The 20,954-nt window shown below is 66.1% G+C and carries 13 protein-coding genes; 4 read left to right on the top strand and 9 right to left on the bottom strand.

Features of this window, described 5'->3' with window-relative positions; all coding sequences use genetic code 11:
- Position 1 precedes the first annotated feature (1 nt).
- The 7 genes from K0F86_RS11835 to K0F86_RS11805 all read right to left on the bottom strand — a co-directional run bounded on the left by K0F86_RS11835 (position 2) and on the right by K0F86_RS11805 (position 10,720).
- Entirely contained in the window at positions 2 to 2,005 is a 2,004-nt protein-coding gene (locus K0F86_RS11835; RefSeq protein ID WP_219134576.1) for a diguanylate cyclase domain-containing protein, read from the bottom strand.
- Positions 2,002 to 2,532, bottom strand: coding sequence for an adenylyl-sulfate kinase (cysC, locus tag K0F86_RS11830; RefSeq protein WP_219134575.1), 531 nt, complete (start codon positions 2,530 to 2,532; stop codon positions 2,002 to 2,004). Before cysC ends, K0F86_RS11835 begins: the two co-directional genes overlap by 4 nt.
- A gap of 62 nt (positions 2,533 to 2,594) precedes the next feature.
- Positions 2,595 to 5,264 (bottom strand): nitrate reductase, encoded by a 2,670-nt coding sequence (locus tag K0F86_RS11825; protein ID WP_219134574.1) that lies wholly within the window; start codon positions 5,262 to 5,264, stop codon positions 2,595 to 2,597.
- Positions 5,265 to 5,275: 11 nt separating this feature from the next.
- Complete coding sequence (locus tag K0F86_RS11820; RefSeq protein WP_219134573.1) at positions 5,276 to 6,502, bottom strand: NAD(P)/FAD-dependent oxidoreductase; 1,227 nt, start codon at positions 6,500 to 6,502, stop codon at positions 5,276 to 5,278.
- Entirely contained in the window at positions 6,499 to 6,852 is a 354-nt protein-coding gene (gene nirD / locus K0F86_RS11815; RefSeq protein ID WP_219134713.1) for a nitrite reductase small subunit NirD, read from the bottom strand. The genes K0F86_RS11820 and nirD overlap by 4 nt, the downstream gene beginning before the upstream one ends.
- 12 nt (positions 6,853 to 6,864) lie before the next feature.
- On the bottom strand, positions 6,865 to 9,417 hold the full coding sequence (nirB, locus tag K0F86_RS11810) for a nitrite reductase large subunit NirB (RefSeq protein WP_219134572.1): 2,553 nt from the start codon (positions 9,415 to 9,417) through the stop codon (positions 6,865 to 6,867).
- 10 nt (positions 9,418 to 9,427) lie between these two features.
- Positions 9,428 to 10,720, bottom strand: a complete 1,293-nt coding sequence (locus K0F86_RS11805) for an MFS transporter (RefSeq protein ID WP_219134571.1) — start codon at positions 10,718 to 10,720, stop codon at positions 9,428 to 9,430.
- Between the two features lie 335 nt (positions 10,721 to 11,055).
- Between K0F86_RS11805 and K0F86_RS11800 the strand changes: the two genes are divergently transcribed.
- A complete protein-coding gene (locus K0F86_RS11800; RefSeq protein ID WP_219134570.1) occupies positions 11,056 to 12,768 on the top strand; it encodes a CehA/McbA family metallohydrolase in 1,713 nt (570 codons plus the stop codon).
- Positions 12,769 to 12,982: 214 nt separating this feature from the next.
- Complete coding sequence (locus K0F86_RS11795; RefSeq protein WP_257572114.1) at positions 12,983 to 15,088, top strand: prolyl oligopeptidase family protein; 2,106 nt, start codon at positions 12,983 to 12,985, stop codon at positions 15,086 to 15,088.
- 131 nt (positions 15,089 to 15,219) lie between these two features.
- On the opposite strand, the gene K0F86_RS11790 is transcribed toward K0F86_RS11795, so the two are convergent.
- Complete coding sequence (locus tag K0F86_RS11790) at positions 15,220 to 15,843, bottom strand: glutathione S-transferase family protein (RefSeq protein WP_219134569.1); 624 nt, start codon at positions 15,841 to 15,843, stop codon at positions 15,220 to 15,222.
- Positions 15,844 to 16,097: 254 nt separating this feature from the next.
- Here K0F86_RS11790 and K0F86_RS11785 point away from each other — a divergent pair, with 254 nt between their 5' ends.
- Positions 16,098 to 18,791 carry a M1 family metallopeptidase gene (locus tag K0F86_RS11785; protein WP_219134568.1) on the top strand — a complete coding sequence of 898 codons (2,694 nt, stop codon included), beginning with the start codon at positions 16,098 to 16,100 and terminating at the stop codon, positions 18,789 to 18,791.
- 538 nt (positions 18,792 to 19,329) lie between these two features.
- On the top strand, positions 19,330 to 20,085 hold the full coding sequence (locus tag K0F86_RS11780) for a YceI family protein (protein ID WP_257572113.1): 756 nt from the start codon (positions 19,330 to 19,332) through the stop codon (positions 20,083 to 20,085).
- Here K0F86_RS11780 and K0F86_RS11775 read toward each other — a convergent pair.
- Positions 20,048 to 20,677 (bottom strand): LysE family translocator, encoded by a 630-nt coding sequence (locus K0F86_RS11775; protein ID WP_219134710.1) that lies wholly within the window; start codon positions 20,675 to 20,677, stop codon positions 20,048 to 20,050. The two genes, K0F86_RS11780 and K0F86_RS11775, sit on opposite strands and share 38 nt — an antisense overlap.
- Positions 20,678 to 20,954 lie beyond the last annotated feature (277 nt).

Raw genomic sequence — 20,954 nt, 5'->3', positions numbered from 1 at the left:
CCTACGGCGCCGCCTCCAGCAGCGCCACGCCATCGCGGCCCTGCCCCTTGGCGGCATACAGGGCCTGGTCCGCCAGGTCCAGCAATTGCGCCGGCGTCAGCGCGCCTTCGCGGAAGATGGCGATGCCGACGCTGGTCGTCACCGGCAGCGGGCCGCTGGCCAGCTCAAACGGCTGGCGGATGGCCTCGATGATCTTCGCGCCGATCTGGCGCACTTCTGCCGCGCTGTTCACGCCTTCGAGAATGATCACGAATTCATCGCCGGCCAGGCGCGCCACCAGGTCGCTGGCGCGCACGCTGCGCACCAGCCGCGCGGCGAATTCCTTCAGCACCTCGTCGCCCGCCTTGTGCCCCAGGCTGTCGTTGATGGCCTTGAAACGGTCGATATCGAGATAGGCCAGCGCCATCGGCGCGCGCGCCACGCGGGTGCGCTGCATGCTTTGCGCCAGCTGTTCGTCGAAGCGGCGGCGGTTGGCGATGCCCGTCAGGGTGTCGGTGGCGGCGGCAAACTGCAGCGCCGTATGCACCGCCTTGGTCTTGGTGATTTCGTGGATCAGGCCATACACGCCTTCTACCGCGCCGCTCTCGCCCACATCGGGCACATAGCTGGTCTGAAAGGCACGCCGGCCCGCCTCCCCCTCGCCGTCGATGGTGAATTCATATTCGACCTCCTCGCCCGAAAAGGCGCGCTGCAAGTAGGCTTCGCGCAATTGATACGCTTCTTCGCCCAGCACCTCGCGTATCGACTGCATCATGCTTTCCTTGCGCGACCGGCCGAACCATTTTTCAAACGTCGCGTTGATGAACTGGTAGCGGTGCTCGCGGTCGATGTAGACGATCACCACGGGGACATGGTCCGTCAGCAGTTTCAGGCGCCGTTCGCTGTCGCGCGTCTGCGCCTCGGCGATTTCGCGCTCGGCCACCAGCGAGTAAAAATCGCGGCTCAAGTCGCCGATTTCGTCGCGCCGCTCGATCTGCAGCGCCTCGATGCCCAGGCGCTGGCGGCGGATCTGGTGCACCTGGCGGCGCAAGCGCTCCAAAGGCTGCAGCAGGCGCAGCACCACGCGCCAGCCGGCCAGCCCCGCCAGCGCCGCCAGCAGCACGGCGGCCAGCAGGATCTTGCTGCGAATGGCGTGCAGCGGCGCGAACGCGTCGCTCATGGGATACACGGACGCCAGTATCCAGCCCGTCGAGGCGATGCGGTGGTAGGCGAACAAGGCATCGACGCCTTGCGTGGTGGTGCCCGTCAGCCAGCCCTCGAAGCCCTGCATGGCGCGCCGCGTCGGTTCGCTGACGGGACCATGCGCGTCGATATGCTGCATGATGCGCGACTTGTCGGGATGCTCGACGATGACGCCTTCGCTGGTCATGATGTACAGATAGCCACCCGTGCCCGGCTTGAGCGCGCCCAGGCGCCCCAGGAAATCGGGCTGGCGCAGGTTCACGCTGGCCGCCAGCACATAACGCACGGCGCCCTGCGCGTCGAACACGGGCTGCGTCACCACCACGATGGGCATGCCGGAAATGCTGCCGTTAAGCGGCGCGGAAATCACCGAACGCCGGGTCGCCAGCGTCTGGTCGAAATACGGGCGGCCTGTCAGGTTCATCCCCGCCTGCGGCTTGAAGGGGCCCACGCTGGCCAGCAGGGAGCCATCGGCGGCCACCACGCCGGCCGTATAAAACTCCTTGCCCAGCACCGTTTGCGCGGCCAGGAAGCGCTGCAGGCCGGCGCCATCGTGCGCGCCGCCGGCCGCCAGGCTGTCGGCGATGGCGCGCAGCACATTGCGCCTGGCATCGAGTTCTTCATCGATGAAAACGGCGGCGCTGGCCAGCGATACATACTGCTGGCGTCCCGTCACGTCGCGCATGCCGCGCTCGGCCACGCTCAGGGTGGCCAGCGCCAGCGAGGCGACGGCCGCCAGCACGAGCAGGAAGACGACCACGCTCATGCGCGCCTTCAGGCTGGCGGGCAAGCGGCGGCGCAAGCGTTTGCGCCAGGTCGTCATGGCCGCTGCCGCAGGTGCCGGCAGATGCGCTCGACCGACTCGTCCAGCGCCAGAGTGCCCGCGTCCAGGGTCAGCGCGGCCGCCAGCGGCGCCTCGTAAGGCGCGGAAACGCCCGTGAATTGCCCGATCTGCCCCGCGCGCGCCTGCGCATACAGGCCTTTCGGATCGCGCGCCTCGCACACGGCCAGCGGCGTGCTGACATGGACTTCGATGAAATACGCCGCGCCGATGATGTCGGCGGCCATGGCGCGGTCGGCGCGGTACGGCGAAATGAAGGCGGCGATGACGGTCAAGCCCGCCCCGTTCATCAGGCGCGCCACTTCGGCCGTGCGGCGGATGTTTTCATGCCGGTCTTGCGGCGTAAAACCCAGGTCGCGGTTCAGGCCATGGCGCAGCTGGTCGCCGTCGAGCAGCGCCACGGCGCGGCCCTGCGCCTTCAGCGCTTGCGCCAGCGCCAGCGCGATGCTGGTCTTGCCGGCGCCGCTCAAGCCCGTCAGCCAGACCGTGGGGTGTTGTGCTGCTGTCATCACACTGCCTCTCTGTTATAGAGCTGGCAATATAACAAAGCCGTGCCGGAAAGGACAGATTATCAGGCCGCGCTGCGCGCCTCAAGCAGCAACTGTCGTATCTCGGGCACGCAGGAGCCGCAATTGCCACCCGCCTTGACGCAGGCCGCCACCTGCGCCGTCGTCGTCAGCTTCTGCTCCACGATGGCGGCGCAGATGGTGTTGCGTCCCACGCCAAAGCACGAGCACACGGTGGGACCGGCGTCGACGCCCTTGCCGATGGGCTGGCCCAGCAGCACGCCGGCGCGGTCCGCCGCATCCATTTGCGCGTGCGCAAACAGGCCCGCCAGCCAGCTGCGCGACGGCAGGTCGGGACGCGGCGAGACGTACACGCATTGCGCGATGCGCCCTTCATCCAGATGCACGGCGCGGTACACGCCGGCGCTGGCGTCCGCGTAATCGAGCCAGTCGGCCTTGTCGTCCGTGACGCCCAGCAGCGCGCGCGCCCAGCCGCCCAGGTCCCCGATGCGCTGGCGGCCCGCCAGTTCATAGCGCAGGAATTGCTCGCCCTGGATGCGCGTCCAGTGCGCCACGCCGTCCAGGTTCAAGGGTGTGCGGCTCAGCACAAACGCATGCCAGTGCACGCGGAACTGCTCGATGCGCACAGGGGTGTGCTTGAATTCGGGTTCTCCCGAGACGGGATCGACGACCGGGTTGACGACGGCGCCCACGCGCGCGTCGGAGGCATTCGCGTCGCTCCAGTGAATCGGCACGAAGACCTGGCCGCGCGCGATGCCGCCGCCATGCACGACGCGCGCCACCATCGCGCCCCAGGCGCTGGAAATGCGCGCCAGCTCGCCTTCGCGCACGCTGTACAGCAGCGCATCCTGCGGATGGAGGTCGATGAACGCTTCGGCGACGTGACCGGACAATTTCGCCGCCTTGCCCGTGCGCGTCATCGTATGCCACTGGTCGCGCACCCGGCCCGTGTTCAGGATCAGCGGATACTCTGCGTCGGGAGCATTGCGCGGCGCGCGCGGCGGCGTGGGCACGAAGCGCGCGCGCCCGTCCGCATGGGCGAAGCGGCCGTCGCCGAACAGGCGCGCCCTGCCCTGCGGCCACTGCAGCGGCGCCAGCGCGTCGTATTGCGCCGCATCCAGCTTGTCCAGGCCCGCCAGGTTGAACAGGCGCGCCGTTTCCGCCCCGTTGCGGAAGGTGGACAGGCGCGCGTGTTCGGCAAAAATCGTTTGCGGCGAGGTGAAATCGAAGCCGGCATAGCCCATGCGCGTGGCCACCTCGCACAGCACCTGCCAGTCGGCGCGCGCCTCGCCGGGCACCGGCAGGAAGGCGCGCTGGCGCGAGATGCGCCGTTCCGAATTGGTCACCGTGCCATCCTTCTCGCCCCAGCCCAGCGCGGGCAGCAGCACGTCGGCATGCGCGTTCGTGTCCGATTCGGCGCTGATGTCCGACACCACCACCAGTTCGCACTTGGCCAGCGCGCGGCGCACCTGGTCGGCGTCCGGCATGCTCACCAGCGGATTGGTGGCAATGATCCACACGGCCTTGACCTTGCCAGCTTCGATCGCGTGGAACAGTTCCACCGCTTTCAGGCCCGGCTTGTTCGCCATGCGCGGCGAGTCCCAGAAGGTTTGCACCGTGTCGCGGTGCAGCGGATTATCCAGTTCCAGGTGCGCCGCCAGCATGTTGGCCAGGCCGCCCACTTCGCGCCCGCCCATGGCGTTCGGCTGGCCCGTCAGCGAAAACGGCCCCATGCCGGGCTGGCCGATGCGCCCCGTCGCCAGGTGGCAGTTGATGATGCTGTTGACCTTGTCCGTGCCGCTCGACGACTGGTTCACGCCCTGCGAAAAGGCCGTGACGACCTTGCGCGTGGCGGCAAACGCCTGGTAAAACGCCAGCAGGGCGTGCGGGTCGACCTTGCAGATGCGCGCCACCTGCAAGGGGTCGCCGCAATCCATATGCGCGGCCGCCAGCGCCGCATCCAGTCCCGAGCTGTGGCGCGTGACGAACGCATCGTCGATCACGCCTTCCTGCGCCAGGTAGCACAGCAAGCCGTTGAACAGCCACACGTCGGTGCCCGGCTTCACGGGCAAATGCAGATCGGCCAGCTCGCAGGTGGCCGTGCGGCGCGGGTCGATCACCACCAGTTTCATCTCCGGCCGGCTTTCCTTGATGCGGGCGATGCGCTGGAACAGGATCGGATGGCACCAGGCCGTGTTCGACCCCACCAGCACCACCATGTCGGCCAGCTCCAGGTCTTCATAGCAGCCCGGCACGATGTCTTCACCGAACGCGCGCTTGTGTCCCGCCACAGCCGACGACATGCACAGGCGCGAATTGGTGTCGATATTCGCGCTGCCCACATAGCCTTTCATGAACTTGTTGGCCACGTAATAATCTTCCGTCAGCAGCTGGCCCGACACGTACAGGGCGACGGCGTCGGGCCCGTGTTCATCGATGATGGCGCGCAAGCCGCCGGCCACCCGGTCCAGCGCTGCATCCCAGGAAGCCGGCTGCAAGACGCCGTCGACGCGCACTTGCGGCTGCAGCAGGCGCTTCTCGGCGCCCAGCGTGTCGCCCAGCGCCGAGCCTTTCACGCACAGGCGCCCCAGGTTGGCCGGGTGCGCGGCGTCTCCGGCGATGCGGATGGCGCCATCGGGCAGGCGTGTCGCTTCCACGCCGCAGCCGACGCCGCAGTACGGGCAAGTGGTTTTTACGGGCGTGCGGCTTGTCATGGGATTTCCTATCAGGCGGCCTGGCCGCACAGGGCCTGGCCAAACAATAAATGGGAGCGCAGCGCGCTGATGTCGCGGCGCTGCTGGATCAGGTCGAAATACCAGGGACCGTCCTGCACCTCGCCATACAGTACGGCGCCCACCAGGCGGCTGCCCTGCACCACCAGGCGCTTGTAGACACCGCGGCGCGGATCGCGCAGCACCAGGTCTTCGCTGCCCTCGCCGCCGAGGATGTCGCCAGCCGAATACAGGTCGATGCCCGTCACTTTCAGTTTGGTGGCGCTGGCCTGCTGCACGTAGCGCCGGTGGCCGGCGCCGGCCAGGTGGGCGCCGCACACGCGCGCCTGCTCCCAGATGGGCGCCACCAGGCCGAAGGTGGCGCGCCGGTGCTGCACGCATTCGCCCACCGCATACACGCGCGGATCGTAGCTTTGCAGGCAATCGTCGACGACGATGGCCCGTTCACAGTGCAAGCCGGCCGCTTGCGCCAGCGCGATGTTCGGGCGCACGCCGGCCGTCATCACCACCAGGTCGGCGGGGATCGACGTACCGTCGGCAAAGCGCACGCCCTGCACCCGGTCGGTGCCGAGGATTTCCGCCGTTTGCGCCTGCATCAAAAACCGCAGGCCGCGCGCTTCCAGCGCCGTTTTCAGCAGCATCGATGCGGGTGCGTCCAGCTGCTGGTTCATCAGGGCGCCGCTCATGTGCACCACCGTCACATCCATGCCCTGGCGCTGCAGGCCGTTGGCCGCTTCCAGCCCGAGCAAGCCGCCGCCGATGACGACCGCGTGGCGGTGCGTGCGCGCCGCCTGCAGCATGGTGTCGACGTCGGCGATATCGCGAAAACCGATCACGCCGGGCAGCGCGTGGCCCGGCACGGGCACGATGAACGGCGTCGAACCCGTTGCCAGCAGCAAGCGGTCATAGCGCACCTCGATGCCGGACCGCGCCACCACCTTTCGCGCCTGGCGGGCGATGCGCACCACGGGGTCACCCGCGTGCAAGGTGATGCCGTTTTGCGCATACCAGTGGCGCGTGTGCAGCATGATGTCGTCCACCGTCTTTTCGCCGGCCAGCACGGGCGACAGCAAAATGCGGTTGTAATTGCCGTGCGGTTCGGCGCCGAAGACGGTGATGTCGTACAGGTCGGGTGCCAGTTTCAGCAACTCCTCGACCGTGCGCATGCCGGCCATGCCATTGCCGACCACGACTAAAGACGGCCGTGCGGCGGTGTTCATATGGCCACCCAGACCAGGCCGTCAAGCACGCGTGTCGGCCAGACGGCGACCGAATGCTCGGGCGCCTCGATGCACTCGCCGCTGGCCAGGTCGAAATGCTGCTTGTAAATCGGCGACGCCACCACGACGCGCTCGCCGATGCTGCCCACCAGCCCCCGCGAGAGCACGGAAGCACCCGCGTTCGGGTCGACATTGTCGATGGCGTACACGCGCGGCGCGGCATCGCCGACGCGGAACACGGCCACGTGGCGCCCCTGCAGCAACGCGCACACGCCCGTGTCGGGCACGATGTCGGTCAAGGGGCAGATGGCTACCCAGTTGTCGGCGCTGGCGCCGGACAGTTCATTCATCGCATTCATGGCTCAAGCCTCCACGGCAAGGATGGGGATCACGCTGCTGCGGCGTTCAATCGGCGTGGCGGGCCGGATCTGGCCCCGCTCTTCCACGAACACCACGTTTTCATCGTTTTTCTCGCTGTTGACGAAGTGGCGGAAGCGCTGGCGCACGGCGGGGTCGGTGACGGCCGCTTTCCACTCGCAGGCATAGGTGTCGACCACGTGCTGCATGTCCGCCTCCAGCTCGGCGCCCAGGCCCAGGCTGTCGTCGATGATGACGCGCTTGAGGTAATCGAGCCCGCCTTCCAGGTTGTCGCGCCACACGCTGGTGCGCTGCAGGCGGTCGGCCGTGCGCACATAAAACATCAGGAAGCGGTCGACGTAGCGCACCAGGGTGGCTTCATCAAGGTCCGATGCGATCAGTTCCGCATGGCGCGGCTTCATGCCGCCATTGCCGCACACGTACAAATTCCAGCCCTTTTCCGTGGCGATCAGGCCGATGTCCTTGCCCTGCGCCTCGGCGCATTCGCGCGTGCAGCCGGAGACGCCGAACTTGATCTTGTGCGGCGTGCGCAAGCCCTTGTAGCGGTTTTCCAGCTCGATCGCAAAGCCCACGCTGTCGGCCACGCCGTAGCGGCACCAGGTGGAGCCGACGCACGATTTGACCGTGCGCAGCGACTTGCCGTAGGCGTGGCCCGATTCGAAGCCGGCCGCGATCAGCTCTTCCCAGATGGCCGGCAACTGGTCGACGCGGGCGCCGAACAGGTCGACCCGCTGGCCGCCCGTGATCTTCGTATATAGCCCGTATTTTTTCGCCACCGTACCGACGGCGATCAAACCGTCGGCCGTCACTTCGCCGCCCGGCATGCGCGGCACCACCGAGTACGTGCCATCCTTCTGGATATTGCCGAGAAAATAATCGTTACTGTCCTGCAGGCTGGCGTGCACGGGCGACAGCACGAAATCGTTCCAGCACGAGGCGAGGATATTCGCCGCCACGGGCTTGCACACATCGCAACCCAGGCCCTGGCCATGCGCCGCCAGCAGTTCTGCGAAGCTGCGGATTTTACCGACACGTACCAGATGGTGCAGCTCCTGGCGCGAGTACGCAAAGTGCTCGCACACGTGGTTGTTCACCATCAGGCCCTGCTTCTGCATTTCCGCCTTCATGATCTGCGTCACCAGCGGCACGCAGCCGCCGCAGGCGGTGCCCGCCTTGGTGCAGCTTTTGAGCGCGCCTATCGTCGTCGCGCCCTCGGCCACGGCGGCGCACAGCGCGCCTTTCGAGACGTCGTTGCACGAGCAGATTTGCGCCGACTCGGGCAAGGCATCGACGCCCAGGCCCACCTTTTGCTGGCCGTCCGCCTGCGGCAGGATCAGGAACTCGGGGAACTCGGGCAGCTCGATTTTATTGAGCATCATCTGCAAGAGCGTGCCGTATTCGCTGGCGTCGCCCACCATCACGCCGCCCAGCAAATACTTGCCGCAATCGGAGACGACGATCTTCTTGTAGATCTGCTTGCGCTCGTCCATGAACTGGTAGGAGCGGCTGCCCGGCGCATTGCCGTGCGGGTCGCCCAGACTGGCCACGTCCACGCCCATCAGTTTGAGCTTGGTGCTCATGTCGGCGCCCTTGAACGACGTTTCGCCCTCCTCCTGCAGCAGGTGGCGCGCGGCGATGCGCGCCATCTCGTAGCCGGGTGCCACCAGGCCAAAGATCAAGCCGCCCCACAGCGCGCATTCGCCGATGGCATAAATGTCGGGGTCGGAGGTGACGCAGCGGTCGTCGATGGCGATGCCGCCCCGCGGTCCCACGTCCAGGCCGCAGGCGCGCGCCAGTTCGTCGCGCGGGCGGATGCCGGCCGAGAAGACGATCATGTCCGCTTCCAGGTGGCTGCCGTCGGCGAACTGCATGCGGTGCGTGGCTGCTACACCGTCGACGATGGCCAAGGTGTTCTTTTGCGTGTGCACGGTCACGCCCAGTTCCTCGATCTTGCGGCGCAGGACGCGCGCGCCGCCCTCATCGACCTGCACCGCCATCAGGCGCGGCGCGAATTCCACCACGTGGGTGTCGAGCTGCAAATCGCGCAAGGCCTTCGCGCATTCGAGTCCCAGCAGCCCGCCGCCGATCACCACGCCCGTGGTGGACTTGGCGCCCCAGGCCAGCATGGCTTCCAGGTCTTCGATGGTGCGGTAGACGAAGCAGCCATCGCGCTCTTTGCCCGGCAGCGGCGGCACGAACGGCGTCGAGCCGGTGGCGAACACCAGTTTGTCATAGGCCAGCACTTCGCCCGTGCTGGCCGTGACGGTCTTCGCCGCGCGGTCGATGGACACGGCCCGCGCATTCAGTTTCAGGACGACGTTGCCCTTGTCGAAGAAGCCGGGCGCCACCAGGGAGAGATCCTCGGCCGATTTGCCGTTGAAAAATTCGGACAGGTGCACGCGATCGTAGGCGGGGCGCGGCTCTTCGCACAAGACCGTCACGGACAAGTGCGGCGCGTTTTCCAGGGCCAGGCGTTCGAGGAATTTGTGCCCGACCATGCCATGGCCGAGGACGACGATCTTCACGGGGTGGTTCATTCTGCTCTCCTCAGGCCGCAGCCATGGTCGGTTCGGCCGCCAGCCCCGTAAAACGGGCGGCGATGGCGCACAGGGCCGAGACCACCACCAGCGCGCTCAAGATGATCAAGGTCTGGCGGATGTCGCCCGTGCCCTTCATCAGGAAGCCGGCGGCCACGGCGCCCACGTTGCCGCCCGCGCCGATGATGCCGGCCACGCCACCGAGCGCGCGGCTGTCGATGAAGGGCACCAGCGCGTAGGTGGCGCCGCACGCCATGTGGGTGAACAGGCCGAAGACCAGCATGGCGATGACGGCCCAGGTGACGCTGTCGACCTTGGCAAACCACAGCAAGCCCACGCCCTCGCCGATCATCAGCATGAACAGCAGGGTCACGCGGCTGTTCAGGTTGCCGCGCAGGGCCAGTTTGTCGGACAGCCAGCCACCGAGGGCGCGGGCAAACAGGGCCAGCAAGCCGAAGCTGCCGGCGGCCAGGCCAGCCGATTTCAAGGACAGGCCGAAATGGTCGACGTAATACACGGCGGCGATGTTGTGGATGAAGATTTCGATGCCGAAGCAGGCGCCGTAGGTGACGAACAGCAGCCACACGCGGTAGTTGGAGCTGGCGGCCTTGAAGCTGTCCCAGCCACCCTTTTTTCCCTCGATGGCAATGCCGGCCTTGCGCAAGTCCGAGTAATCTCCTTCCGGGCAATCCTGCGTATAGCGCCAGTACAGCACGGCCATCACCAGCATCAGCACGCCCGGCACCAGCAGGGCGATGCGCCAGCCCAGCGATTCGGACACGCCCAGCATCAGCACGGCACCGAGCAGCAGCGGCATCAGCGCCTGCGCCGCGCCGCCGCCCGCATTGCCCCAGCCGGCGGCCGCCGCATTCGCCGTGCCCACCACGCGGGGCGCGAACATCACGGAGGTGTGATATTGCGTGATGACAAAGCTGGCGCCGACGGCGCCGATGCCCAGGCGGAAGAACAGAAAGCTTTCATAGCTTTGCGAAGCGGCCACGCCCAGCACGGGAATGGCGCCCAGCAGCAGCAAGCCCGTGTACGTCTTGCGCGGGCCGTAGCGGTCGCACAAGGGCCCCACGATCAGGCGCACGAGGATGGTGATGGCGACGGCGGCGATATTGATATTCGCCACTTGCGCCAGGGAAAGGCCAAACTCGCCCTTGATGACAGGCATCAGCGGCGCGCAGGCGAACCAGGCGAAGAAACATACGAAAAATGCCATCCACGTCAGGTGGAATGCGCGCATGGGCGGCGTGGCGAGGGAGAAGAGCGCGATGCTTGTTGCTTTTTGGCTGGCCATGATGGTTTCCCGAAGTATCCCGAAAATAACAAAAATGCAAACAAAAACGGCGCCCGCCCCCGCCGATGAAAAAAATCAGCCAGAGCGGACGCCGTTGTCCAGGTGGTCCGTCGTTGGACCGTTGTGCGTTTATTCAGGGGATCGCCGTTGATCCGTATCTCTTGTGTAGCAAGCGCCGTGCCAAGCCCGGCAAGGGCAAGCGCCCCTATCCGCACGGACTTTGCGCCAGATCATGGCCAATGGCGGTGCAGGCACGCCTCTTCTTGGTGCGTCGCGGAACTCGAACATGGCAAGGATTGTCTAACTGCCATCAAATTAGGAAAGCGGAGGCCGGCATGCTCGGGCAACTGCGGCAAGTGCCGCCACGCGTGGCGCGGACGCTGGCCTGCGCCTGCGTGGGGGCGCTGTTGATCGGCTGGAGCAATAGTGCTGCAGCGCAAGATGGTTCGCCAGAGCCTCGCGAGCACAGCGAACTGGACGCGACCGTGGTCGCGCCTTTCCACGTGGCGCGCGGCGAGCGGGTCACGCAGGCGCGCAGCTCGCAGTCACGTACATTTATTGTGCGCCTCAGTTATCCGGACGCAGGGCGCCCCCATGCCGTGCGCTGGACACTGACCTTGTCCGGTCCCGGCCCGCAAGGGGCCATGCTGCGGCGCTGGTCGGGCACGGAACAGGTGGGTGCCGGCGGCCGTAACATCACCTTGCCCTGGGATGGCCGCGCCGACGCCGATGCGCGCGAACGGCGCATGCTGGCGCCGGACGGCTTGTACCAGCTGCGCCTGCTGGCCGTGGCGGACCAGGGCACGCCCCGCGAAGCCGCCGTGGAACAAGTGTGGCCCATCGCCGTCAACCGGGCCGGCGCCGCGCTGCCGCAGGTGCCCGCGTTCCATGCAGGCTTGCTCCGCCTGGATGGCGCACCCGACTACCGCATCGTCTACGCCAACCTGCACAGCCAGACGCGCCACAGCGACGGCGGCGCGGCGCTTGATGCCTGCCATGGCGCGCAGGAGCCGCAAACGGCGCCCTTCGGCCCCATCGATGCCTATAAGTATGCGCAGGACCACGGCCTGGACGCCCTGCTGACGTCCGAGCACAACCATATGTATGACGGCTCGGACGGCACCAACACCGCCGCCGTGCCGGCAGAAGCCAAGGCCCTGTACCACACGGGACTGGCCGAAGCGGCCGCCTATACGGCTGCCCACCCGGGCTTCCTGGCCCTGTACGGCATGGAGTGGGGCGTCATCAACAAGGGCGGCCACCTGAACATTGTCAACAGCGAGCAGTTGCTGGGCTGGGAAAGGAATGCTGGCGGAGAATTGCTGGCCGAGGTGGAAACGCCGAAAAGCGACTACGCCGCCCTGTATGCGCTGATGCGCGAACGGGGCTGGATCGGCCAGTTCAACCATCCTGCTTATGCGGGCCAGTTTCTCGTCAACGGCCAGCCGCTGGGCTACACACAAGATGGCGACGCGGCCATGGTGCTGTGCGAAGTGATGAACACGTCCGCCTTTTCCACCAACGACGAGGAAACGGAAACGCGGCGCAGCAATTACGAGGCGGCCTGCAACCGGGCCCTGACGGCCGGCTACCACGTGGCCTTCAGCAGCAACCAGGATAACCACTGCGCCAACTGGGGCGCCGCCTACGGCAACCGCACGGCTGTGCTGGTGATCGCCGATGCGAATACGCCGCTATCGCGCGAGCAACTGTTCGACGCGCTACGCGCGCGCCGCGTCTTTGCCACCATGGACAAGCACGCGCAGCTGCTGTTTACGGCGAATGGCAAGCTGATGGGCGAACGCTTCGACAACCACGGGCCTTTGCAACTATCTACCAGTTTCAGCAACAGCGCGGGACGGCAGGCAGCGGCCGTCGCCATCTTCCACGGCGTGCCGGGCGGCAACGGCTCCGTCACCCCCATATCGGACCAGGCCGAGACCACCCTCACGCCCGCGCCCGGCCCCCACTTCTATTACGCGCGCCTGACGCAGGACGACGGCAATATCGTCTGGTCGGCGCCTGTATGGGTCAATCAGCTGCCGTGAACGCCGCGGATCAGCGTACGGCAACGGCACGGACGAGTACACCAGGTGCCGCAGATTCTACGGCCCCGCTCTTTTCCAGCAAACAATATTGGAAAAGTAACTATTTTTTCAGGTAGCCGTCCATAGACACTGGTTCCTCACAGCAATCCATGGCACCATGGCTGCGCCGTTTTGCTTGCAACGCGGCCTCCACCGAACCAACCAGGAACCTTACATGTCGTCATATCGCACTCTCGCCGGCAGCATGCTGCTCGGTCTGGCCGCAGCGGGCATCGCCCACGCACAAGCCCCCGCCCCTGCCGCCGCCAACACCGATCCCCATTTGTGGCTGGAAGAAGTCCTCGGCGACAAGCCGCTGGCCTGGGTCAAGCAGCACAATGCCGTCACCACCAAAGAGCTGGAAGCCCGGCCCGGCTTCCCGGCCCTGCAGGCGCGCCTGAAAACCATCCTCAACTCGAAGGAACGCATTCCCTACGTCAGCAAGGAAGGCGAGTTTTACTACAATTTCTGGCGTGACGCCCAGCATGTGCGCGGCATCTGGCGCCGCACCACGCTGGCGCAGTACCAGCTGGCCGAACCCGCGTGGGAAACCGTGATCGACCTCGACCAGCTGGCCGCCGGCGAGCATGAAAACTGGGTCTGGGGCGGCGCCTCGTGTCTGTATCCGAAGGGCGAACGCTGCCTCATTTCCCTGTCGCGCGGCGGCGGCGATGCCAAGGTGGTGCGCGAATACGACGTGGCCAAGCGCGCCTTTGTCGACGGCGGCTTCACCCTGCCCGAAGCGAAGGGCAGCGCCAGCTGGATCGACGCCGATACCCTGTTCGTCTCCACCGATTTCGGACCCGGCACGATGACCAGCTCCGGCTACCCGCGCATCATCAAAGAGTGGCAGCGCGGCACGCCGCTGGCGCAGGCGCACACGCTGTATGAAGCCAAGGCCGACGACCTGAGCGCCGGCGCCTACAAGGACTTCACGCCCGGCCACGAACACCAGTTCATCGAGCGGCAAATCGATTTCTACAGCGGCGAAATGTTCCTGCGCGACGGCGCCGACTTGAAGAAAGTGCCGAAGCCGGACGACGCCACGGCCTTCACCGTGCGCGATCAATTGATCATCACCCTGCGTTCGGACTGGAAAGTGAATGGCAAGACCTACCTGCAAGGCTCATTGCTGGCGACCGACTTCAAGGGCTTCATGCAGGGCAAGCAGGAGCTGGAAGTGCTGTACGCGCCCACGGCCACGTCTTCGCTGGACAATGTCACGCCGACCAGGTCAGCCATCCTCGTCACCACTCTGGACAAGGTCAAGAACCGCCTGACCGAACTGCGCCACGTGAACGGCAAGTGGCAGCGCCGCAGCGTCGATGCGCCGAAGCTGGGCACCCTGGCCGTCAGCGCGCTCGATCCGGTCGACTCGGACCAGTACTTCCTGACGGTGACGGACTTCCTCAACCCGACCACCCTGTACCTGGCCACGGCGCAAAGTGACAAGCGCACGAAAATCAAGTCGCTGCCCGCCTACTACGACGCGACGCCGTACAAGGTGGAGCAGTTCGAATCGACGTCGAAGGACGGTACCAAGGTGCCCTACTTCGCCATCATGAACAAGAAGACGAAGTTCGATGGCAGCAACCCCACGGTGCTGTATGGCTACGGCGGCTTCGAAGTGTCGCTGAAACCAAGCTACAGCGGCACCACGGGCGTGGCGTGGCTGGAAAAGGGCGGCGTGTATGTGCTGGCCAATATCCGCGGCGGCGGCGAATTCGGCCCCCGCTGGCACCAGGCGGCATTGAAGGAAAACCGCCAGCGCGCGTATGACGATTTCATCTCCGTGGCGCAGGATTTGATCAAGCGCAAAGTCACCAGTCCGCGTCACCTGGGCATCATGGGCGGCAGCAATGGCGGCCTGCTGACGGGCGCCGTGCTGGTGCAGCGGCCCGACCTGTTCAATGCCGTCGTCAGCCAGGTGCCGCTGCTCGACATGCGCCGCTATAACAAGCTGCTGGCGGGCGCTTCGTGGATGGGAGAGTACGGCGACCCGGACGTGGCGGAACAATGGGCTTACATCAGCAAGTACTCGCCGTACCAGAACGTCTTCAAGGACAAGAAGTATCCGCGCGTGTTGTTTACCACCTCGACGCGCGACGACCGGGTCCACCCCGGCCATGCGCGCAAGATGGTGGCGAAGATGGAAGAGCAAGGCCACGACGTGCTGTACTGGGAAAACACGGAAGGCGGCCATGCGGGCGCCGCCAACAACGACCAGCAGGCGCTGATGTGGGCGCTGACCTACACCTTCCTGCTGGAGCAGCTGAAGTAATGTGGTGGTGTCGGATTACGCGCTCACGCGCTAATCCGACCTACCCGGCTACCGGGCTGTCGGTCGGCGTAGGTCGGCTTAGCCCAACGGGCGTAAGCCGACAACATATTGAAGCGGCCCGCACGCATGGTCTACTTCGCCTGCGCGCTGGGCCGCTCGGCGATGCGGTCGCGGTAAGCCTGCAGGTTGGACAACCCTTCCGCGCCTGGACGGTATTTCATCAGGCCGCGCGCAAATTCCAGCGCGCAGAAGGCCGTGATGTCGGCAATCGTAAACCGCTCGCCGGCGATGTAGGGCTGGCCGGCCAGCACCTGGTCCAGCCATTGCGCCGTCTCGCGCAGCTTGCCCGCCTGCGCCGTGGCGAAATCGGGAAACTGCGGGTTTTCCAGCGCCACCAGGGCCGGATGGCCATGGCGCACCCAGTTGGCGGCGGCGCTGAACAGGTGCAGTTCCACGCGGCGGTCGGCCATTTCAATGAAGGCGCGCTCCTCGAAGCCTTCGCCCATCAGGTTCGGCTGCGGCTGCAAGCCTTCCAGGTAGGTGCAAATGGCGCGCGTCTCGGTCAGCACGCGCCCGTCGTCCAGTTCCAGCACGGGCACGCGGCCCAGCGGGTTTTTCGCCAGGAAGGCGGGATCGCGGTGCTGGCCCGCCATCAGGTCGAGCGCCACTTCCTCGATGCCGGTGATGCCTTTCTCGGCGATGAACATGGTGACGCGGCGCGGATTGGGCGTGCGGGGGCTGATAGTCAGTTTCATGTGCGTGGGTCTCGTCTCGTTATGGTGGCGGCCAATCCGCTGCGGGACTGGCCTGTGGCAGTACGGTCAGGCGTCCATCATACCAGCGCACCGGCATGGTGCGGCGCCCCCGGCGCGTTGACTTTGCCCCCGTTTCGCCTTAGATTGCTGTACGGGAACGCTGGCCACCAGTTCCAGCGATGTCCCCCAACCGTCATCAACGCCCGCAGCCTATCCGGCTGGCGGGCGTTTTATCCATGCACCAAGGGCATACCATGCATCGCACACCGACTTCGCGCTTCCGGCGCAGCCAACTGGCCGCCGCCGTCCTGGCATTGGCTTCCATCACCGCAGCCCATGCGGGCAACGCCGCTCCCGCCGCCCGATACGTCTCGGCCAGCCATGCGCCCGGCACCACCACGCAGTTGCCGCGCGGCGTCACGCCCTTGCACTATATCGTGTCGATCACGCCGGACGCCGCCGCTTCCACCTTCAAGGGCGAAGCCGCCATCAAGGTGGCCGTCGACACGCCGACGGCCAGCATCACCTTCAATGCCTTGAACCTGGCATTTGCCGCCGCCGCCATCGAAGGCAAGGGCGGCAGCAAGCAGGTGACGCGCAAGATCGAGTTCGATGCGGACAAGCAGACGGCCACCGTGCATTTCGCCGAACCCGTGGCCAAGGGCGAGTACCTGTTGCGCATCGATTACACCGGCAAGATCGGCACGCAGGCCACGGGCCTGTTCTCGCTCGACTACGACACGCCGCAAGGCCGCCAGCGCGCGCTGTACACGCAGTTCGAAAATTCCGATGCGCGCAGCATGCTGCCATCGTGGGATGAACCGGACTACAAGGCCACCTTCGATCTCAGTGTGGTCGTGCCGAGCAGCCAGATGGCCGTCAGCAACATGCCGATTGCCCGCAGCGAGGAGATGGGCTATGGCAAGAAGCACGTGTACTTCGCCACCACGCCGCGCATGTCGACGTATCTGCTGTTCTTCGGCCTGGGCGACTTCGAACGGGCGACAAAGATGGCCGACGGCACGGAAGTGGGCGTCATCACGAAAAAGGGCGCGCTGGCGCAAAGCCGCTTCGCGCTCGACGAGTCAAGCGCCCTGCTGCGCGAGTACAACGATTACTTCGGTGTGCGCTACCCGCTGCCCAAGCTCGACAACATCGCCGCGCCGGGCCGCAGCCAGTTCTTCGGCGCCATGGAAAACTGGGGCGCCGTCTTCACCTTCGAATACGGCCTGCTGCTCGACCCGGCCATCTCGACCCAGTCGGACAAGGAAAACATCTACACCACGCTGTCGCATGAAATGGCGCACCAGTGGTTCGGCGACCTGGTCACCATGCGCTGGTGGGACGACCTGTGGCTCAACGAGGGGTTTGCGTCGTGGATGGAAAGCCGCACCACGGAGCGTCTGCACCCGGAATGGAACACGGCCCTGTCCAACGTGGGCGGGCGCGAATCGGCCATGAGCCAGGACGCGCTGCGCACCACGCATCCGGTGGTGCAGCGCATCGCCACCGTGGAGCAAGCCAGCCAGGCCTTCGACGGCATCACCTACCAGAAGGGCGAAGCGGTGATCCGCATGCTCGAAGCGTATGTCGGCGCCGACACCTGGCGCACGGCCGTGCGCAGCTACATGCGCAAGCATGCGTATGGCAATACGGTGTCGGACGACCTGTGGCGCGAAGTCGATGCGGCCGCCGGCAAGCCCGTCAGCGCCATCGCCCATGATTTCACCCTGCAGCCGGGCGTGCCGATGATCACGGTGGGCGAGGCCGTGTGCAGAAAGGGCAATACGCGCGTGACCCTGACGCAGACGGAATTTTCCAAGGACCAGCCGGACAAAAAGCCGCTGTCGTGGAAAGTGCCGGTGATCGCTTCGACCGTCGGCAACGGCAAGCTGGCCCGCGTGCTGGTCAGGAACGGCAAGGCGACATTGAACGTGCCCGGCTGCGGCGCCCTGCTGGTGAACGCGGGCCAGAGCGGCTACTACCGCACCCTGTACGCGCCCACCGGCACGCGCGCGCTGGCGCGCAGTTTCGCGCGTCTGGCGCCGATCGATCAGCTGGGCTTGCTGGCGGACAGCCAGTCGCTGGGCATGGCGGGCTTGCAAGACCCGGCCGGCTTCCTGGAACTGATCAAAGCCACGCCGCTGTCGGCCGACCCGCAGGTGCTGGGCAAGGTAGCCGCCTCGCTCAATAGCCTGTACGAACAATACGCCGGCGACCCCGCGCGCCAGCAGGCCTTCGGCCGCTACGCCATGGCGCGCCTGACGCCGATGATGGCGCAGACGGGCTGGGAAGCGCGCGCGGGCGAAGCATCGAGCGTGGCGACCCTGCGCGGCCAGCTGATCGCCATCCTCGGCGACATGGGTGAACCGGGCGTGATCGCGGAGGCGCGCCGCCGCCATGCGGCCAGCGAGCAAGACCCTGCCGCCATGCCAGCGCCGCTGCGCCGCACCATCCTGGGCGTGGTGGCGCAGCATGCGGACGCCGCCACCTGGGAGCAGCTGCACGCCAGGGCGCAGCAGGAAAAGACGCCGCTGGTGAAGAACCAGCTGTACGACCTGCTGGCATCGAGCGACGATCCCGCCCTGGCGCGGCGCGCATTGGCGCTGGCGCTGACGGAGGAACCGGGCGTGACCAACAGCCCGGCCATGATCTCGCGCGTGTCGCGCACGCATCCCGAACTGGCCTTCGACTTCGCGCTGGCGCACCTGGAGCAAGTCAATGCGCGCATCGACGCCAGTTCGCGCAGCCGCTACTTCCCGCGCCTGGCCGCCGGCTCGGCGCAACCGCAGATGATCGCCAAGCTGGAAGCGTATGCGCAAGCCAACCTGCCGGCCGGCGCGCGCGGCGATGCCGACAGTTCCGTGGCCGGCATCAGGTACCGCATCAAGGTGCGCGCCGAGCGCCTGCCGGCGGTCGATGCGTGGCTGGCGAAACAGGCGGGCTGATTGGATTTCCCGGCGCCGCGGCGCCGGGAGGTGATGAACACCGATAAAAACGCAGGCAAAAAAAACCGGCTTCGCACAGTGCGGTAGCCGGTTGAAACGCTGTTTCAGAGCGCAGGGATAAACTGGGAAAAACAGGAAAGCGGAAATCGTGCCGGTCATTGAGGTGTCCGGCAACCTTGCGCTCGGGGTTTCCGTGCGCCATGTATCCACTATGCCAGTCCTTCGTCGAGACAGGCTTAGGACTTCATTAAATCCCCGCCCGATCCCTGCATTTCCCCTGCCCCACCCTGCGATCATTGCTGTAAAACAAACCTTACATGTCTGGTGCCGATGGTTGAGCTCACCGGCTAAGCTGTTGAGTCATGCCTGCATCCTATCGCTCCCGGAACGTAGTGATGTGCGCAACGCATGCTGTGTGCCAACAAAAGCATCATAGCAGCGCCATATGACCGCCTTATGACGTAGCTCTAACATTGCACGCGCGCCGCCGCGCCGATCGCGTACTATTGCCCCATCGCCCCTGCCCTCTTCTCTGCCCATGCCCAGCCAGAACCGCCGCCTGTCGTCCGCCATCCGCACCACGTTTCTGCTCGCCTGCGCCGTGCTGGCGGCCTGCACGCCCTTGCCGCCCGCTCCCGCCCAGGCACCTGCGCCGACTGTCCCTGCCGCCATATCCGCCACATCCGCGCCCGCGTGGCAACAGACGGGCATGCGCGTGCTGCATATCGTCCCGCAGGAATCGCTGCTGACCATCACCGTGCGGCGCGGCGGCGCGCTGGCCCGCCTGGGACATGACCACGTGATCGCCAGCCGCACCGTGCAGGGCGTGGTGGCGCCCGCGCCGGGACGCGCGCAATTCCAGTTCCGGCTCGACGAGATGAGTGTGGATGAAGAGGGCTTGCGCCAGGCGGCCGGGCTGACGACGGCGCCGTCGGCCGACGCCATCGCTGGCACGCGCCACAACATGCTGGTGCGCGTGCTGGACGCCGAGCGTTATCCGTGGGTCAGCATCGAGGCGCGCCGCACCGGCGACCAGCAGGTGTTTGAGGCCGACATCACCGTGCATGGCGTGACGCGCACAGTGCGGCTGCCCGTGCGCATCGAGCAAGCGGCCGATGGACGACGCCTGCAGGCCAGCGGCAGCCTGCTATTAAAACAGAGCGACTTCGGCATCGTGCCGTTCGCCATCCTGGGCGGCGCCATGGCCGTGCAGGACCAGATGGAACTGGCGTTTCGCATTACCGCCCGGCAAGAACTCAGCGCGCCAGGATCAGGCGCAAGCCCAGGCCGATGAAGATGGTGCCGGCCACGCGGTCCAGCCACAGCCCGGCGCGCGGGCGGCGGTTGAGCCACAGGCCGACGGCGCCGGAAAAATAGCCGAGCAGGCCGAACAGCACGCAAGCCTGCGCCGTAAAGACCAGGCCCAGCTGCGCCGTCTGCCAGCTGGCATTGCCCTGGCCCGCGACGATAAACTGCGGCAAGAACGACAGAAAAAACAGCACGACTTTCGGATTGATACTGTTGGCAAACAGTCCTTTGCCGAACAGGCGCAGCAAGGACTCGTCGGGCAAGGCGGCCGCGCCATCGACTCTGGCGCCGCCACGGCTGCGCAAGGCACCGATGCCCAGCCACACCAGGTACAGGCCGCCAGCCACTTTCAGCGCCGTAAATGCCGTGGGCGAGGCGGCCAGCAGGGCCGACACGCCGATGGTCGCCAGCACCGTGTGCGTGAGGCAGCCAAGGGCGCAGCCCAGGCCGAACACCATGCCCTGGCGGCGCCCGCGCGACATGCCCACGCCCAGCACCATCAGGTTGTCGGGGCCGGGACTGGCGGTGATCAAGACGGCGGCGGCCAGGAAGGCCAGGAACTGGTCGGGACTGAGCATGAATATCTCGCGGGCAAAAGGCGTCATGATACCGGAGCGGGCGCCATGCCGGCAGGACATGAATACCCGTGTGCCACCGAGAGTCGATTAAAATGGGTACTCTACAGCAAACGGCGTTGCCGCCAATTCCCGCGCGACCATCACCCAATCCATCGATGCCAGCCCACCCGCCACCATCCCGCCACCACGCTTCCAGCTCCCGCGTCAGCGCCGGGCTATGCGGCTGGCCGCTTGTGTTCGGCCTGCTGTTCGGCCTGCTGTTCGGCCTGCTGGGCCT

Origin of the sequence: Janthinobacterium sp. UMAB-60 (assembly GCF_900095235.1) — a bacterium.
Taxonomy (GTDB): Bacteria; Pseudomonadota; Gammaproteobacteria; order Burkholderiales; family Burkholderiaceae_D; genus Janthinobacterium.
Note: the sequence above shows the minus strand (reverse complement) of the source record. Positions and strands in the feature narration are given on the sequence as shown.

What these genes read in the sequence shown, in the direction of transcription:
- K0F86_RS11835 (WP_219134576.1), bottom strand. Translation starts at nt 2,005, where the DNA reads ATGACGACCTGGCGCAAACGCTTGCGCCGCCGCTTGCCCGCCAGCCTG.
- cysC (WP_219134575.1), bottom strand. Translation starts at nt 2,532, where the DNA reads ATGACAGCAGCACAACACCCCACGGTCTGGCTGACGGGCTTGAGCGGC.
- K0F86_RS11825 (WP_219134574.1), bottom strand. Translation starts at nt 5,264, where the DNA reads ATGACAAGCCGCACGCCCGTAAAAACCACTTGCCCGTACTGCGGCGTC.
- K0F86_RS11820 (WP_219134573.1), bottom strand. Translation starts at nt 6,502, where the DNA reads ATGAACACCGCCGCACGGCCGTCTTTAGTCGTGGTCGGCAATGGCATG.
- nirD (WP_219134713.1), bottom strand. Translation starts at nt 6,852, where the DNA reads ATGAATGAACTGTCCGGCGCCAGCGCCGACAACTGGGTAGCCATCTGC.
- nirB (WP_219134572.1), bottom strand. Translation starts at nt 9,417, where the DNA reads ATGAACCACCCCGTGAAGATCGTCGTCCTCGGCCATGGCATGGTCGGG.
- K0F86_RS11805 (WP_219134571.1), bottom strand. Translation starts at nt 10,720, where the DNA reads ATGGCCAGCCAAAAAGCAACAAGCATCGCGCTCTTCTCCCTCGCCACG.
- K0F86_RS11800 (WP_219134570.1), top strand. Translation starts at nt 11,056, where the DNA reads ATGCTCGGGCAACTGCGGCAAGTGCCGCCACGCGTGGCGCGGACGCTG.
- K0F86_RS11795 (WP_257572114.1), top strand. Translation starts at nt 12,983, where the DNA reads ATGTCGTCATATCGCACTCTCGCCGGCAGCATGCTGCTCGGTCTGGCC.
- K0F86_RS11790 (WP_219134569.1), bottom strand. Translation starts at nt 15,843, where the DNA reads ATGAAACTGACTATCAGCCCCCGCACGCCCAATCCGCGCCGCGTCACC.
- K0F86_RS11785 (WP_219134568.1), top strand. Translation starts at nt 16,098, where the DNA reads ATGCATCGCACACCGACTTCGCGCTTCCGGCGCAGCCAACTGGCCGCC.
- K0F86_RS11780 (WP_257572113.1), top strand. Translation starts at nt 19,330, where the DNA reads ATGCCCAGCCAGAACCGCCGCCTGTCGTCCGCCATCCGCACCACGTTT.
- K0F86_RS11775 (WP_219134710.1), bottom strand. Translation starts at nt 20,677, where the DNA reads ATGCTCAGTCCCGACCAGTTCCTGGCCTTCCTGGCCGCCGCCGTCTTG.